This window comes from Rhodoferax sp. ZS1R8, assembly GCF_056521325.1.
The window spans coordinates 1,038,160-1,053,701 of record NZ_JBWMBA010000001.1 but is presented as its reverse complement, the minus strand read 5'-3'; the positions used below and the strand labels follow the sequence as shown (position 1 = coordinate 1,053,701).

Below are 15,542 nucleotides of genomic sequence, written 5' to 3'. Positions count from 1 at the left end.
AGTCGGAGCACCATGTCAGGAATTATGACCCGCAATGGACTATCCGATCGGGCAGAGGGTTCCCGCTTTACCCAACGGATACGCCGCCGCTACGCCGCGCAAATGGCTCAATTGCCAGACGGTGCACCCGCGCTGCAGACGATGCAGGCACTGTTTGACGGGCTGCAATCCGCCGGCGCGGACACGGGCACAGCATTGCGCACCGTGCGCCAGCTGGTACTGGAGCGACTGATTTTTCTGGATTGCAACGGCGAGACCGACCTGGCCACGGTGACTACGGTGATGACGACGCTGGCCGAATTTGCACTGGACACCGCCTACCGCGCCAGCACCCAGACGCTGGACGCCATGCACGGTGCGCCGCTATCCGCGCAGGGCACGCGGGCTGATCTGTGCATCGTCGGCATGGGCAAGCTGGGTGCGCGCGAACTCAACGTGTCCAGCGACATCGACCTGATCTACATCTATGACCAGGATGGCGAGACCGCTGGCAATGCGGACGGCCGCGGCCGTATTTCCAACCAGGAGTACTTTGGCAAGATGGTGCGCGCCATCTTCGCGCTGGTGGGCGATACAACCGAGCACGGCTTCGTATTTCGCGTCGACCTGGCGTTGCGCCCCAATGGCAACTCGGGGCCACCGGTGGTGTCGCTCGGGGCGCTGGAGGAATACTTCCATGTGCAGGGGCGCGAGTGGGAGCGCTTTGCATGGCTCAAGAGCCGGGTCGTGGCACCCAGCCAGGCTGTTCGCTCCAGTTGCGCCCAGGGCCTGCGGGCGGTGGTGTCGCCCTTTGTATTTAGGCGCTACCTGGACTACAACGTGTTTGACGCCTTGCGCGTGCTGCACCGCCATATCCGTGACCACGCCACCAAACGCAGCGCCGGCAAGCCCGAACGCAGCAACGACGTCAAACTGTCGCGCGGCGGCATTCGCGAGATCGAATTCACGGTGCAGTTGCTGCAGGTGGTGCGTGGCGGCCAGTTCCCCGAGTTGCGTACCCGCCCGACGCTGAGCGCCTTGCAACGGCTGGTAACGGCAGGCCTGATGCCACAAGCCGCTGCCGATGCCTTGGGCCGTGCGTATACCTTTTTGCGCCAGGTCGAACACCGCATCCAGTACCTGGACGATCAGCAGACCCATATCCTGCCCACCAACGATGCCGATCTGGAGTGGATTGCGCAGACGCTGGGTTTTGCCAACAGCTGCGCGTTTTTACATGAACTCAATAACCACCGCGAGGTGGTCGCGCAGGAGTTTGATGCGCTGTTGGGTGGTGCCAACAAAGAGTGCCGCGGCTGCGGGGGTGCAACGGCCCCGACCGGTGGTGGCGATTTCGATGAACTGCTGGCCGAGCTCAGCGGGCAATTCAAGACGCGCATTGCGCATTGGCGCGAACACCCTCGGGTGCTTGCCCTGCGCGAGGAATCACGTGTCCGCCTGTCCCGTCTGGTGTTGCGCACGGCGCAATGGGTGGCCGAAGGCAAGGTGCCCGAAGAGGCCGCCGTGCGTCTGGCCGACTGGATGGAACCCCTGCTGCGCCGGGAAAGTTATCTTGCCCTGCTGCTGGAGCGCCCCAATGTGCATGAACGCCTGCTGCACATGCTGGGCGCGGCACGCTGGCCGGCGCGCTACCTGCTCAAGCATCCCGGCGTTATCGACGAACTGGCTGGCAACGCGATGTTTGAAGAGCGTTTTGACCCACAAGGATTTGAGGCGGAGCTGGACCGGCGGCGCGCATCCTTGCAAGGTACGGGTGAGGACGACGACGAGACCCTGCTCAACCTGCTGCGTCGCGCGCACCACGCCGAGGTGTTTCGCATCCTGGCCCGCGACGTCGAAGGCCGTCTGGGCGTGGAGGAAGTGGCCGATGACCTGAGCGCATTGGCCGACGCCGTGCTGCGCGTCACCACCCGCTGGTGCTGGGACCGCCTGAAGAACAGACACCAGGCCGACTGTCGATTCGGGATTATTGCCTACGGCAAACTTGGCGGCAAGGAGTTGGGTTACGGCAGCGACCTGGACATTGTGTTCGTCTACGACGACGCGGACGAACGCGCTGGCGAGGTCTATGGCGCGCTGGTGCGCAAGCTGATCAACTGGCTGACCGTGAAGACGGGCGAGGGCGACCTGTACGAGATCGACACTGCGTTGCGTCCCAACGGCAACTCGGGCCTGCTGGTCACGAGCTTTACCGCCTATGCCAACTACCAACAGCAACGCGGCAGCAATACCGCATGGACCTGGGAGCACCAGGCCATGACCCGCGCGCGCTGCGTGCTGGGCGATGCCGCGCTCCAAGCCGGCTTTGATTCGGTGCGTGAGGCGGTAATTGGTGCGCAGCGCGACAGCTTGGGCCTGCGCGGCGAGATCGGCAGCATGCGCGCCAAGGTGCGCGCGAGCCACCCGGTGCGGGGTGATCAGTTTGACATCAAGCACAGCCCGGGCGGTATGGTGGATGTGGAGTTCGCCGTGCAGTTTTTGGTGCTGTCGCAGGGTTGCAGGCATCCGGAGTTGCTGGCCAATGTCGGCAATATCGCGCTGTTGCTACGGGCCGAGGCCTGCAGCCTGTTGCCGCCCGGTGTGGGTGCGGGCGCGGCAAAGGCCTACCGCACGTTGCGACAGATACAGCACCGTGCCCGGCTCAACGAAGAGCCCACGCAGGTGGAACAATCCCAGGTGAAAAGTGAGCGCGCAGCCGGCTTGGCCCTGTGGGCGGCCGTATTCGGTGCCGGCGCTGTGGCCGGGCTGGGGTAGGCGCGGTTCAGCGTGCCGACCGGATTCTCTTGACCAGCGCCGTCGTGGAATAGCCGGCTACAAAGGGCAGGGCCAGCGCATGGCCGCCCCAGGACTCCACCAACGCTGTTTCGGGCAGCGTGGCCATGTCGTAGTCGCCGCCCTTGACCAAGATGTCGGGGCGGATCTCACCAACCAGCGCCACTGGCGTGTCTTCGTCAAACCAGGTTACCAGGCTGACCGCCTGCTGGCTGGCCATGACGATGGCACGGTCCGCCTCGGCATTCAGCGGCCGGTCATCACCCTTGCCCAGCCGGCGCACCGAGGCGTCGGTATTCAACGCCACGATCAGGCTGCCGCCCAGCGCACGGGCCTGTGCCAGGTAGACAACATGGCCGCGGTGAATAACGTCAAACACGCCATTGGTGAAGACCCAGGGTTTGGGCAAACGGGCCAGTTGCTGGGCTACGTCTTCGCGCGAACAGATCTTGGCCAGAAAGGCCGGGGCAGTGTCAGGGGCGTGCATAGCGCCATGTTATCAGGCGCCATGCAGGCGGGGTGGGCGCTTAAGAAGTAGGCCACTTATGCCGATCAGGCATGCATAATTCCCTGGTACCCATGCACCTTGTTCCCGTCAGCGTTGAATCCATACGCATCAACCAACCCCTGCCGTTTCCTTTAATGGACAGGAACGGGGTTTTGCTGGCCAAGCGTTCCTTCGTCATCGACTCCAAGGAAGATCTGGCAGAAATTGCGCAACGTGGCGGTGGCCTGTACATCGACGTCGCCGACTCCGAGGCCCACCACCGGGCCTATGTGGGGCGCCTGCACAGCCTGGTACGCACCGGCAAATCGCTGGGCGAGATTGCCGACGCCAAGATCACCGGCGACCTGTTGGACAACCGCCATGCGCAAGAAAATGAGCGTCCGGACTGGCTGGATCTGCAAGTGCAGGCCAGTGCCTTGCTGCGCGACACGCATACGGCCCACTTCATGGAAAAGCTGGAGCGGCTGAACAACCAGCTCAACCGCCACTCGCGCGATAACCCGGACGGCACGCTGTTTGCGCTGATGCAGCTCTCGGCCACCGAGGTCCGTATGTACAGCGCCACTCACGCCATGCTGGTCGTTGTCATGTGCGGCCTGGCGGCGCGCGAGGTGTTGAAGTGGTCCCCAGAGCAGCAAGACTCCCTGTCCAAAGCGTGTCTGACGATGAACCTGAGCATGACCGGGTTGCAGGACCAGTTGACCCGGCAATCGGAGGCGCCGTCGCCGGTGCAGCGCAGGGCGATTGAGGTCCATGCCCAGAAATCGGTCGAGATGTTGACAGAGATGGGCGTGGTCGATGCGCTCTGGCTGGATGCCGTGCGCGACCACCACACCAAGGTCCCGGGCCCCTTGCCATCGCGGGCACCAGGGCAACAGTTGGCCCGGCTGATTCAGCGGGCCGACATGTTCGCCGCCCGGCTGGCACCGCGAACCGGTCGGGTGCCGGTTTCGCCGGCCGCAGCCATGCAGGCCTGCTACTTCGACGAAAACCGCCAGGTCGACGACGCTGGCGCCGCACTGATCAAGGCTGTGGGCATCTACCAGCCCGGCTCTTTTGTTCGGCTGGCAACCGACGAGGTGGCCGTGGTCATCAAGCGCGGCCAGAACACCAGCACGCCGCGGGTGGCCGTGCTGGTCAACCGTAGCGGCATGCCGACGCTGGAGCCCACGATACGTGAGACCAGCACGCGCGATTACCGCATCGTGGCCAGCGTGGCGCACCGCGATGTCAAGGTCCAGATCAACTTGGAGCGCCTGCTCCCACTGACCGCAGCCCCCGCATCCGACCGCCCCTGGTAGCGGTTTCTTGGTGCCTCGCCTGCACCGCGGCGTTCATCCCTGATTTAGTATTTATCCCTACTTTGAAAGTGGATAAAACTTCTTTGGCCGATAAGTTACTATACAGTCATAAAATTACCAATCAGTTCAAATTTAGGTTTATCCATGAAAATCGCCATCGTCGGCTCCGGCATTTCAGCCTTGGGTGTAGCCCATGCGCTGCGCGGACAGGCTGAAATCAGCCTGTTTGAGGCCGGCAGCTACTTTGGCGGACACACAAACACTGTCGACCTGACGTTGGATGGACCCACCGGTGCCACCACATTCGGTGTGGATACGGGATTTCTGGTGTTTAACGAACGCACGTATCCGCGCCTGATCCAGCTGTTTGCCGACCTGCAGGTGCCTACAGCCCGCTCCGACATGTCTTTCTCGGTGCAGGTGCCCGGCGCGAACGGTCAAGCGCCACTGGAGTGGAGCGGCTCGTCGCTGAACACCGTGTTTGCCCAGCGCCGCAACCTCGTCAGCCCGCGCTTTTTGCGCATGCTGCGCGACGTGCTGCGCTTCAACACACTGTGCACCGACATAGCGCTGCGCAATGCCGAGACCGAGCTGATGCAGCCACTGGCCGGCTTTCTGGAACAGCACCGCCTATCCGATGAATTCCGCGACTGGTACTTTTTGCCGATGCTGGGCTGCATCTGGAGCTGCCCTACCGACCAGATGCTGCAGTTCCCGGTCGCCACGATGATCCGCTTCTGCCACAACCACGGCCTGATCCAGGTCAGCAACCGCCCGCAGTGGTGGACCGTGGCCGGCGGCGCGCGGCAATACGTCGAAAAGATCGTGGCGCAGATCCCGGACAAACGCCTCAACACGCCGGTGCACCGCATCACGCGCGACGCAGAGGGTGTCAGCATCCACGCCAACGGCCAGTCCGAGCGCTTTGACAAGGTCGTGCTGGCCTGCCATTCGGACCAGTCACTGGCGCTGCTGGCTGACCCCAGCCCCGCCGAGCAGCAGACGCTGGGCGCCATACGCTACCAAGCCAACCGCGCGGTGCTGCACACCGATGCCTCGGTGCTGCCACGCTCCCGCCGGGCCTGGGCGGCGTGGAATTACCAACGCGCGGCAACCAACGGCCGCGATACAGCACAGGTGTGCCTGCACTACCTGATCAATATGTTGCAGCCGGTGCCGTTCACGCAGCCGGTCGTGGTGTCGCTGAACCCAGTTGCGGAGATAGACCCCGCCCACGTGCACGCCAGCTTTGACTATGCCCACCCGGTGTTCGATGTGGTCGCAATCCGCGCCCAGGGCCAAGTACCTGCGCTGCAGGGCCAGCACAACACCTATTTCTGCGGCGCCTGGACCGGCTACGGTTTCCATGAAGACGGCCTGAAATCGGGTCTGGCCGTGGCAGACCATCTGCACGCCGCGTTGAACCTTACGCTGTAGCGCACCCACCATGCCCGCATCCGCACCAGCCCCCGCAATGCCCCTGGCGATACCCCAGATCGGCTTTGGGCAGGTGCGCCACACACGCCTGGCGCCGGTGCGAAATGCCTTTGTTTACGGAAACTACTTCCTGATGCTGCCGATGCGCAGCCTGCAGACCAACGGCAACAGCAACGACAGCGCGCTGGCCCGCAACCGCTTTGCCCCTCTGAGTTTTTATGACGCCGACCATGGTGATGGCCGTGGCCCGGAGCAAGGCGGTGCGCTGGCCTGGCTGGATGCCCTGCTGGAGGCAGAGGGCATTGGCAGTACGCGCAGCGGCGCCCACCCCGACCCGGCCGATGGTGAGGTCTGGCTGCACTGCTACCCGCGCGTGCTGGGCCACACGTTCAAACCCGTCAGCTTCTGGTATTGCCACCGCAAGGACGGCCGACTGCGCGCCATCGTCGTGGAGGTGAACAACACTTTTGGCGAGCGCCACTGCTACCTGCTGGACAAGCCGCAGTTCGGTGTGGAACTGCGTGCGGCCAAGGTTTTCCACGTGTCGCCGTTTGCGCCCGTGGAGGGCGGTTACCGCTTCCGTTTCATGTTCACGGCGGACCGCAGCCAGACCGTGGCCCGCATCGACTTTGACGACGCCAGCGGCCCGTTGATAGAGACCAGCGTCAGCGGCAAGTTGGAGCCGCTGAACCGCCAAACCGTGCGCCGCGCGCTGTGGTGCTACCCCGCGATGACCGTGGGCGTGGTGCTGCGCATCCACTGGCAAGCCTTCAAGCTGCTGTGCAAAAAAACCCCGTTCTTTGGCAAGCCGCTGCCACCGACCACTTTTACTACCCGCTGACCCCTGACCGAGTCCCACCATGAACAGCATCCACAGCGCAACAGCATCCAGCACATCCACCATCCCCAGGGGCACACCGCCGGCGGCCCGCACCGTGTTGCGCCTGCTGCAAAATCTGCGCCATGGCACGCTGACGCTGCAGTTTCCCGATGGCAGCATGCAGCGCTTTGGCAAGGGTGACGATGCGCCCCACGCCACACTGAACCTGCACAACTGGAAAGTCTGCGCGGCGGCGCTGAAGTCGGGTGACATAGGCTTTGCCGAATCCTTCATCGCTGGCGACTGGAGCACACCGAACCTGGTGGACCTGCTGCGCGTGCTGGTGCAGAACCGCGCCGAGGTCGAAAGCGTCATCTACGGCACCTGGGCCGGGCGCCTGCTGTACCGCGTCAAGCACCTGCTGAACCGCAACACCAAGAGCAACAGCCAGAAGAACATCCACGCCCACTACGACCTGGGCAATACCTTCTACCGCATGTGGCTGGACGAGACGATGAACTACTCCAGTGCACTGTTCAACGGCGACTTCACACAGTCCATGGCGCAGGCCCAAAACGCCAAGGTGCGCCGCGCGCTGGACCAGGCCCGCGTGAAGCCGGTTGACCGGGTGCTGGAAATCGGCTGCGGCTGGGGCGCGCTGGCCGAGATGGGGACTGTGGAATACGGCGCTCACGTCACCGGTGTCACCTTGAGCAGCGAGCAACTCAGCTCCGCCAAGGAGCGCCTGCACCGTGTCGGCAAGACCCAGCAGGCGGACTTGCGGCTGCAGGATTACCGCGACATCACCGATGCGCCGTTTGACGCCATCTGCTCCATCGAAATGGTCGAAGCCGTGGGCCGCGAATACTGGCCTACCTACTTCGACACCGTGTCCCGTCTGCTCAAACCCGGCGGCTACGCCTGTATCCAAAGCATCGTCATAGACGACGCACTGTTCGATCGTTATGTGGGCTCTACCGACTTCATACAACAATACATTTTCCCCGGAGGCTGCCTACCCTGCCCACGCGAATTCCGCCGCCAGGCCCAGGTCGCAGGCCTGGAAGTAGTGGAGGAATTGGCGTTTGGCCACGACTATGCCGAGACGCTGAACCGCTGGCGCGAGGCCTTCATGGTGCAGCGCGCCCAGGTGCTCAAGATCGGCTTTGACACCCGTTTCCTCCACATCTGGGAGTTTTACCTGGCCTATTGCGAAGCGGCGTTTCTGGAAGACAACATCGACGTGGTGCAGTACACATTGCGCAAGCCTGGGGGCTGAACATGCCAATGAACCGCCGCACCGCGATCCTCGCCAGCGCAGCCGGCAGCCTGGGCACGCTGGCGCTTACTCTGCCTGCCCCGGTGGCTGCGCAGGAACCCGCGCCACCCGCAACCAACCCGCCACCCGAGCTGGCAGCGGAGTTGCCCGGCGCGGTGTGGGTCGGCGCTGCGCGCCTGCGGGTCTTTACCTTCAATGTCTACGACGCAGCCCTGTGGGTGGCACCCGGCTTCAGCGCCAGCCGCTATGCGCAGTCGGCGTTTGGCTTGCAGTTGACTTACCTGCGGAGCCTGGAGGGCAACGCGATTGCACAGCGATCGTTGGTGGAGATGCGCCGGGGCGCCACGTTGACACCCGCACAGGAGCAGCGCTGGCTCGCAGCAATGGAGCAGAGCTTCCCAGACGTCAAGGCCGGTGACCGCATCACGGGACTGCACCAACCCGGCGTGGGTGCGCGTTTCTGGTTCAACGGTGGGGCGCGCGGCACGGTGGCCGACCCTGAATTCAGCCGCCTGTTCTTTGGCATCTGGCTGGCAGAGACCACCAGCGAACCCCGTCTGCGCACGGCGCTGCTGGGCAAAGCTGCGCCATGACCACGGCCCACGTGCCCGGCATGGCCTTCACCTGGCGCCAGGGCTGGCGCTATGGCTTGATGGGCCTGCCGCTGGCTTTCGTTGCGCTGCCGCTGTACGTGCTGTTGCCCAACCACTATGCACGCGAATTTGGCGTGCCGCTGGCCACATTGGGCGTGTTACTGCTGGCCGCTCGATTGTTCGACGCCATCATTGATCCGCTGCTGGGGCGCTGGAGTGATGGGCTGTTTGCCCGCTCGCCGGTGGCGGTGTTGCGTTGGGGTGCCGTGGCCGCGGTAGCACTGGGCCTGGGTTTTGCGGCGCTGTTTTTTCCTCCGGTACGGGGGCTGCATCCGCTGCTGGCCTGGGCGGCAGCGGCGTTGGCGCTGACCTATGCCGCCTACAGCGCGCTGAGTGTGCTGCACCAGTCGTGGGGCGCGCGCCTGGGTGGCGATGAGGTGCAGCGCAGCCGCATCGTTGCATGGCGCGAGGGGCTGGGCCTGGTGGGGGTAGTCGTAGCGTCGGTTAGCCCTGTAGCCCTCGGATTACCTAGCACTACCGCTCTTCTTTTTATAGCGTTGGTGCTGGCTTGGTTGGCCTGGGGCCGGGCCGTGGCGCCTGCATTAACGCCCATAGCTTCCGCCGCCGCGCCAGCCGCCCGCCCCAGCATGGCCTTGCCGCTGAGACGCCCCGCGTTCCGGGCGCTGTTGGCGGTGTTTGTCGTCAACGGCATTGCCAGCGCCTTGCCAGCCACGCTACTGCTGTTCTTCGTGCAGGACCGACTGCAGGCACCACCCAGTTGGGAGCCACTGTTTCTGGGCAGCTATTTCGTCTGCGCTGCGTTGGCGATTCCGCTGTGGCTGCAATTGGTGGGACGCATCGGCTTGGCGCGCACCTGGGGCGTGGGCATGCTGCTGGCGATTGCCGTGTTTGTGTTTGCGCTAGGCCTGGGCGCGGGAGATTTTGCCGGTTTTCTGGTGGTGTGCGCGCTGTCCGGCGTGGCGCTGGGCACGGATCTGGCGCTGCCCGCGGCGCTGTTGGCCGGCACGATTGCCGACAACGGCGACCGCGGCCATGCGGAGGGCGCCTACTTTGGCTGGTGGAACTTTGCGACCAAGCTGAACCTGGCACTGGCCGCCGGTGTGGCCCTGCCGGTGCTGGGCGCGCTGGGCTACGTGCCCGGCACGCGCGACCCGCAGGCCTTGCAGGTGCTGAGCATGGCGTACTGCCTGCTGCCCTGCGCGCTCAAACTTCTGGCAGCCACACTGTTGTACACCCTCATCCTTCGGAGAAAACCCCTATGAAAAGACGCTTGATGCTGGCCCTGGCCGGCGCTGGTTCTGCACTGCTGTTGGGCGGTTGCGCCTCCCAGTCCATCGACCACTACGCCAACCAGCAACCCATGCTGGACCTGCAGCAGTACTTCAACGGCACGCTGGACGCCTATGGCGTCTTCACCGACCGCTCGGGTGCTGTCGTCAAGCGCTTCACGGTGCTGATGCAGTGCAGCTGGACCGGCGACGATGGCGTGCTGAACGAAGACTTCAGCTACTCCGACGGTAGCAAGCAGACCCGCATCTGGCGGCTGAAGAAGACCGACAACGGCCGCTTTGTTGGCCGCGCCGATGACGTGGTGGGTGAAGCGGTGGGCGAAAGCCAAGGCAATGCCTTCCACTGGACCTACACAATGAGCCTGCCGGTCGACAAAAGTGTCTATGAAGTCCAGTTCGATGACTGGATGTATTTGGTGACTGACAAGGTCCTGCTGAACAAGGCCACGATGTCCAAATTCGGCGTGCGCCTCGGTGAGGTCACCTTGTCCTTCACCAAGCGCTAGGGCACACATTCTTAAGCCAAACAAGGCTGCAGCCCTCGCGCAGCGTGCGTAACCAGCTATCAAATTCAGAGCAATTTTCAACCATGTCCCTGCTGAACACATTCCTGCCGCCGCTGAACCCGCCCCAGGGGGACTGGGCTGGCAAGACCGTGTGGATTGTCGGCGCGTCCAGCGGCATAGGCCAAGCCACGGCGGCGGCGCTGCACGGGCTGGGGGCGCGTGTCGTGGTGTCGGCACGCAAGGCCGAGGCACTGGCCGCCTTTGTCGACGCCCACCCCGGCAGCCGCGCGCTGGCACTGGACGTGACCCAACGCCAGGCGGTACAAGCGCGGACGGCCCAGCTGCTGGCCCAGGGCCCGCTGGATTGCGTGGTGTATTGCGCCGGCCACTACAACGCCATGCGCGCCGATGCGCTGGACGTGGACGACATGCTGCGCCACAACGCGGTCAACTACATCGGTGCCCTGTACCTGCTGGACGCCGTGCTGCCGGCGCTGCTGGCGCGCGGTATCGGCCACATCAGCCTAGTGGGCAGCGTGGCCGGCTACCGCGGCCTGCCCAATAGCCTGGCCTATGGCCCGACCAAGGCGGCTCTGATCAACCTGGCCGAGACGCTGTACCTGGACCTGCACAGCAAGGGCCTGGGCGTGTCCATCATCAACCCCGGTTTTGTGCAGACGCCACTGACCGCCAGCAACGATTTCACGATGCCGGCGCTGCTGACGCCCGAGCAGGCGGCGCAGGCCATTCTCAAGGGCTGGGCAGGTGGCGCGTTTGAGATCCATTTCCCCAAGCGGTTCACGCTGTGGCTGAAGGCGCTGCGGATTCTGCCCAACCGGCTGTTTTTTCAACTGGTTCGCCGGATCGCACCATGAATGACTCCGCCCCGTCCGCTGTAGCTGCCATCGTTACGTTTTTTGAATCGTTGACACCCGACAGCGTGGGGCAACTGGCCACGCTATATGACGCCAACGCCCGCTTTGTGGACCCGTTCAACGACGTGCAAGAGCTGGCGGCTATCGACGCCATCTTCCGCCACATGTTTGTCGCGCTGGAAGAGCCCCGCTTTGTCGTGACCGGGCAGGTGGTACAGGACAACCAGTGCTTTTTGCTGTGGGATTTTCACTTCCGCTTCAAGCGCTTTGACCGTGGCACCGCGCAGACCATACACGGCACGTCCCACCTGGTGTTTTCAGAGGCCGGCCTGGTGACCTTGCACCGGGATTATTGGGATGCCGCGCAGGAGTTGTACGAAAAACTGCCGTTGGTGGGCAGCCTGATGCGCTGGCTGAAGAAACGCGCCAACACCTGAGCCGGCTCAGGCAAGGGCCGACACCGATGCGCAAAAAGCGGACCGACGCCTAACCTGCGAAAGAACTGGGCTGGAAGGCGCTGGGTTGAAACGCACTGGGCTGGAATTCTGGCGTTCGGCGCGGTTCCCACCAGGAGCGGATGGAGGCAAATATGTTGCGGCAGCCGCCACAGCGGTATTTGCCAGTGGCCTGCATGGCACCACTGGGCCCGCGGTCGATCACCTGCTGGTAACTGGTGGCACCACATTCGTGGCACTTGTACTGGGTCTTGGTCTTAAAGGTCGCCATAGGAGGGCCACTGTATTCCTCCGCACAGACTTTGGGAAGTCCAATAATGTAAAGCGATGTGTATTTCGCCCCCACGCTCCACCGCTGCGCGGGTCGCTGCCCCCCGAGGGGGCTAATTTCCCTTGGGGCGGCCCGGCGGGAAATTGTTCGCCTCGACGAACATGGCTGCTCAGGCGGGAATGGTGTCGGCGAAGCTGGGGCGCTGCATCAGCTTGTCGTGCAGGCGGACCAGGTTGGGGTAGTCGGTGCGCCAGTCGATCTGCGGGAAGCGGAAATCGAGGTAACCGAGTGCGCAGCCAACAGCAATGTCGGCCAGGCTGAAGTGGATGCCGCCGCAAAAGGGCTTGTCGCCCAGACCTTGGCTCATGGCCTTGACAGTGGCGGTGACCTTGGCCAGTTGGCGGTCGATCCAGACCTGGCTGCGTTGGGCCTTGGTGCGGCCGGTCCAGGTGGCTTCGAGCCGCGCCAAAATGGAGGCGTCCATCAGGCCGTCAGCCAGGGCTTCCCAAGTCTTGATCTCGGCGCGCTCACGGCCCACCGGCGGGATCAGCTTGCCGACCGGCGACAGCGTATCCAGGTACTCAACGATGACGCGAGAATCGAACAGGGCTTCAGCCCCCTCCATGATCAGGCAGGGCACCTTTCCCAGCGGGTTGGACTCGGCGATCGTGGTGCTAGCGCTCCAGACGTCCTCGGGCACAAACGCATAGTCCAGTTTCTTCTCGGCCATGACTACGCGCACTTTGCGAACATAAGGGCTAGAGGTGGATCCGAGTAATTTCATGCGTGTTCTACAGTTTCAGGAGTGTTCATTCTATCCATCGGGGGTCGCCAGAGCGGCAGTTAGGGGTGGATGGTGGCGTACAACCTACAATTCGCCCATGACTTTTTCCTCCATTTCCGCACTTTCACCACTAGACGGCCGCTATGCCGCCAAGCTTGCCCAACTGCGCCCGCTGATGAGCGAACAGGGCTATATGCACCGCCGGGTGCAGGTGGAGGTGGCCTGGTTCATCAAACTCAGCGATGCGGGCTTTAGCGAATTCAAGCCGCTGACCCCAGGAGCGCGCACTTACTTGCTGGGCCTGGTCAAGAATTTCTCGGAAACCGACGGCGAGGCCATCAAGGCGATCGAGAAGACCACCAACCACGACGTCAAGGCGGTGGAGTACTGGATCAAGTCCAAGTTCGAGGCGCGGCCCGAGCTGGTCTCCGCGCAGGAATTCGTGCACTTTGCGTGCACCAGTGAGGACATCAACAACACCAGCCACGCGCTGCAGCTCAAGGGCGCACGCGACCTGGTGCTGCTGCCCGCGCTGGACGCCGTGATCGCCAAGCTGCGCGCCATGGCCCACGGCTTTGCCGACGTGCCCATGCTCAGCCGAACCCACGGCCAGACCGCCAGCCCCACCACCGTGGGCAAAGAGGTTGCCAACGTCGTCGTACGCCTGGCCGCCGCGCGCGACAAGATCGCAGCCATCAAGATCATGGCCAAGATGAATGGCGCGGTGGGCAACTACAACGCCCACCTGTCGGCCTGGCCCGATTTCGACTGGGAGGCCTTTAGCCGCAGCGTTATCGAAACCCCCGAGCCGCTGGGACTGGGCCTGACCTTCCAGCCCTACAGCATCCAGATCGAGCCGCACGACTACATGGCCGAGTTGTTTGACGCGGTTGCGCGGGCCGACACCATCCTGATCGACTGGGCGCGCGACGTCTGGGGCTATGTGAGCCTAGGCTACTTCAAGCAAAAGCTCAAGGACGGCGAAGTGGGATCCAGCACGATGCCACATAAGGTCAACCCCATCGACTTCGAGAACGCCGAAGGCAATCTGGGCCTGGCCAATGCGCTGCTTAAGCACCTCAGCGAAAAGCTGCCCATCAGCCGCTGGCAGCGCGACCTGACGGACTCCACCGTGCTGCGCAACATGGGCGTGGCCATCGGTTATGCCGTGCTGGCCTACCAGTCGCTGCTGACCGGGCTGAACAAGCTGGAAATCAACGAAGAGGCCATCGCCGCCGACCTGGACGCGTCGTGGGAAGTGCTGGCCGAGCCCATCCAGACCGTGATGCGCCGCTTTGGTCTGCCCCAGCCGTACGAACAGCTGAAGAAATTCACCCGCGGTGCGGCAATGACCCGCGAGTTGATGCAAGGCTTTATCGCCGGGCTGGCGATTCCCGAAGCGGAAAAAGAGCGGCTATTGGCGATGACGCCCGGCAGCTACACCGGCATGGCTGCCGAACTGGCAAAGCGCGTCTGAGACCAACCCATTAGACCAAAAGCGCCTCCAGCCCCCGTAAAAAGGGCGTGAGGCGCTTTGTTTTTGATAGCAAGCAATCATGGCACTCAAGTCCACCATCTATAAAGCCAATGTGCAGATCGCTGACATTGAACACAGCTACTACGCCGACCACGCGCTGACGCTGGCCCGCCACCCCAGCGAGACCGACGAGCGCATGATGATCCGCCTGGCCGCTCTGGCCTTCAACGCCTACAAGCTGCAAAGCGAATGCAACGGCGACGGCGTGCTCGCCTTTGGGGCGGGCCTGTCCGACGTGGAAGATCCGGACGTGTCGCTGACCGACTTCACCGGCCACAAACGCCTGTGGATCGAGGTGGGCCAGCCCGAGGACAAACCCATCAGCAAGGCCTGCAACAAGGCAGACGCGGTGCTGCTGTACTGCTTTGCCCACTCCGCCGAGATCTGGTGGAAGGGCATTGAGACCAAGCTGACTCGGCTGGACAGGCTGCAGGTCTGGCGCGTGCCCACGCTCGCGTCACAAGCCCTGGCCCAACTGGCCCAGCGCAGCATGCAATTGCAGGCCACAGTACAGGAAGGTGTGCTGACGCTGGGCGACGACAAAACCACGGTGGATATCGAACCCATACGGTGGAAATAGCCGCTAGCCCTCACAGGATGGGCGTAAGCAGCTACTAATTTTGTAGCAATCTCAGAGACGTTCCGAGGCCCGCTCGGCGTACTTGTTGAAGCGCCAGGCCGTGCCCTCGGCCGTGATCCGGTACCAGGTGTCGCGCTTTTCCACCGGGTCCATGCCCGGCCACAGCTGCACTTCTTCGAAGGTGCGGCCGCAACCCTTGCACAGTTCGTCTCCCTGGCTGGTCGAGCAGATGGCGATACACGGCGTATCCGGCGTGCTGTCGTACCAAGCCAACCACGCCGCGTAAGCCGCCGCCGAGCATGCCACCACGTCCACCTCCGAACGGCGCTCGTACACCATGCAGGCATACACCTCCGCCAGCGCACGCGTCGGCGCCGGCAGCGTCACGCCGTCGGGGGATGGCTCGCGGGCGCGCCAGAAGTTAATGGCTGATTCGATGTCGGTGATGTGGATGGGGGGCAAGGCGGCGCAGCTCGGAATGGATCGGGGCAAGGGACGCGCATCATAGCCCGAC

16 protein-coding genes are annotated in these 15,542 nt (G+C 63.5%); 12 read left to right on the top strand and 4 right to left on the bottom strand.

The window, feature by feature from the left end:
* Positions 1-12 precede the first annotated feature (12 nt).
* On the top strand, positions 13-2,754 hold the full coding sequence (gene glnE / locus AC097P_RS04925) for a bifunctional [glutamate--ammonia ligase]-adenylyl-L-tyrosine phosphorylase/[glutamate--ammonia-ligase] adenylyltransferase (protein ID WP_479609237.1): 2,742 nt from the start codon (positions 13-15) through the stop codon (positions 2,752-2,754).
* A 7-nt stretch (positions 2,755-2,761) separates the two neighbouring features.
* On the opposite strand, the gene AC097P_RS04920 is transcribed toward glnE, so the two are convergent.
* Complete coding sequence (locus tag AC097P_RS04920; protein ID WP_479609236.1) at positions 2,762-3,259, bottom strand: adenylyltransferase/cytidyltransferase family protein; 498 nt, start codon at positions 3,257-3,259, stop codon at positions 2,762-2,764.
* Positions 3,260-3,330: 71 nt separating this feature from the next.
* Here AC097P_RS04920 and AC097P_RS04915 point away from each other — a divergent pair, with 71 nt between their 5' ends.
* The 9 genes from AC097P_RS04915 (at position 3,331) to AC097P_RS04875 (ending at position 11,838) form a co-directional block, all read left to right on the top strand.
* On the top strand, positions 3,331-4,581 hold the full coding sequence (locus AC097P_RS04915) for an HD-GYP domain-containing protein (RefSeq protein ID WP_479609235.1): 1,251 nt from the start codon (positions 3,331-3,333) through the stop codon (positions 4,579-4,581).
* Between the two features lie 144 nt (positions 4,582-4,725).
* On the top strand, positions 4,726-6,018 hold the full coding sequence (locus AC097P_RS04910) for an NAD(P)/FAD-dependent oxidoreductase (protein WP_479609234.1): 1,293 nt from the start codon (positions 4,726-4,728) through the stop codon (positions 6,016-6,018).
* Positions 6,019-6,028: 10 nt separating this feature from the next.
* Positions 6,029-6,859, top strand: a complete 831-nt coding sequence (locus AC097P_RS04905; protein WP_479609233.1) for a DUF1365 domain-containing protein — start codon at positions 6,029-6,031, stop codon at positions 6,857-6,859.
* A 19-nt stretch (positions 6,860-6,878) separates the two neighbouring features.
* A complete protein-coding gene (locus tag AC097P_RS04900) occupies positions 6,879-8,117 on the top strand; it encodes a class I SAM-dependent methyltransferase (RefSeq protein ID WP_479609232.1) in 1,239 nt (412 codons plus the stop codon).
* Between the two features lie 8 nt (positions 8,118-8,125).
* The gene (locus AC097P_RS04895) at positions 8,126-8,710 is read left to right on the top strand and encodes a chalcone isomerase family protein (protein WP_479609231.1); all 585 of its coding nucleotides are present in this window, start codon (positions 8,126-8,128) and stop codon (positions 8,708-8,710) included.
* Positions 8,707-9,993 (top strand): MFS transporter, encoded by a 1,287-nt coding sequence (locus AC097P_RS04890; RefSeq protein WP_479609230.1) that lies wholly within the window; start codon positions 8,707-8,709, stop codon positions 9,991-9,993. Before AC097P_RS04895 ends, AC097P_RS04890 begins: the two co-directional genes overlap by 4 nt.
* Positions 9,990-10,526, top strand: a complete 537-nt coding sequence (locus AC097P_RS04885) for a DUF3833 domain-containing protein (RefSeq protein ID WP_479609229.1) — start codon at positions 9,990-9,992, stop codon at positions 10,524-10,526. The genes AC097P_RS04890 and AC097P_RS04885 overlap by 4 nt, the downstream gene beginning before the upstream one ends.
* Before the next feature lie 83 nt (positions 10,527-10,609).
* Positions 10,610-11,401, top strand: coding sequence for an SDR family NAD(P)-dependent oxidoreductase (locus tag AC097P_RS04880; protein WP_479609228.1), 792 nt, complete (start codon positions 10,610-10,612; stop codon positions 11,399-11,401).
* The gene (locus AC097P_RS04875) at positions 11,398-11,838 is read left to right on the top strand and encodes a nuclear transport factor 2 family protein (protein ID WP_479609227.1); all 441 of its coding nucleotides are present in this window, start codon (positions 11,398-11,400) and stop codon (positions 11,836-11,838) included. Before AC097P_RS04880 ends, AC097P_RS04875 begins: the two co-directional genes overlap by 4 nt.
* A 49-nt stretch (positions 11,839-11,887) precedes the next feature.
* On the opposite strand, the gene AC097P_RS04870 is transcribed toward AC097P_RS04875, so the two are convergent.
* Positions 11,888-12,127 carry a hypothetical protein gene (locus AC097P_RS04870; protein WP_479609226.1) on the bottom strand — a complete coding sequence of 80 codons (240 nt, stop codon included), beginning with the start codon at positions 12,125-12,127 and terminating at the stop codon, positions 11,888-11,890.
* Positions 12,128-12,296: 169 nt separating this feature from the next.
* Positions 12,297-12,911 carry a glutathione S-transferase C-terminal domain-containing protein gene (locus tag AC097P_RS04865; RefSeq protein WP_479609225.1) on the bottom strand — a complete coding sequence of 205 codons (615 nt, stop codon included), beginning with the start codon at positions 12,909-12,911 and terminating at the stop codon, positions 12,297-12,299.
* A 97-nt stretch (positions 12,912-13,008) separates the two neighbouring features.
* Here AC097P_RS04865 and purB point away from each other — a divergent pair, with 97 nt between their 5' ends.
* Positions 13,009-14,388 (top strand): adenylosuccinate lyase, encoded by a 1,380-nt coding sequence (purB, locus tag AC097P_RS04860; RefSeq protein ID WP_479609224.1) that lies wholly within the window; start codon positions 13,009-13,011, stop codon positions 14,386-14,388.
* 79 nt (positions 14,389-14,467) lie between these two features.
* Positions 14,468-15,028 carry a YaeQ family protein gene (locus tag AC097P_RS04855; RefSeq protein WP_479609223.1) on the top strand — a complete coding sequence of 187 codons (561 nt, stop codon included), beginning with the start codon at positions 14,468-14,470 and terminating at the stop codon, positions 15,026-15,028.
* Positions 15,029-15,079: 51 nt separating this feature from the next.
* On the opposite strand, the gene AC097P_RS04850 is transcribed toward AC097P_RS04855, so the two are convergent.
* Positions 15,080-15,490: a DUF3717 domain-containing protein gene (locus AC097P_RS04850; RefSeq protein WP_479609470.1), complete on the bottom strand. Its 411-nt coding sequence runs from the start codon at positions 15,488-15,490 to the stop codon at positions 15,080-15,082.
* Positions 15,491-15,542: the final 52 nt, after the last annotated feature.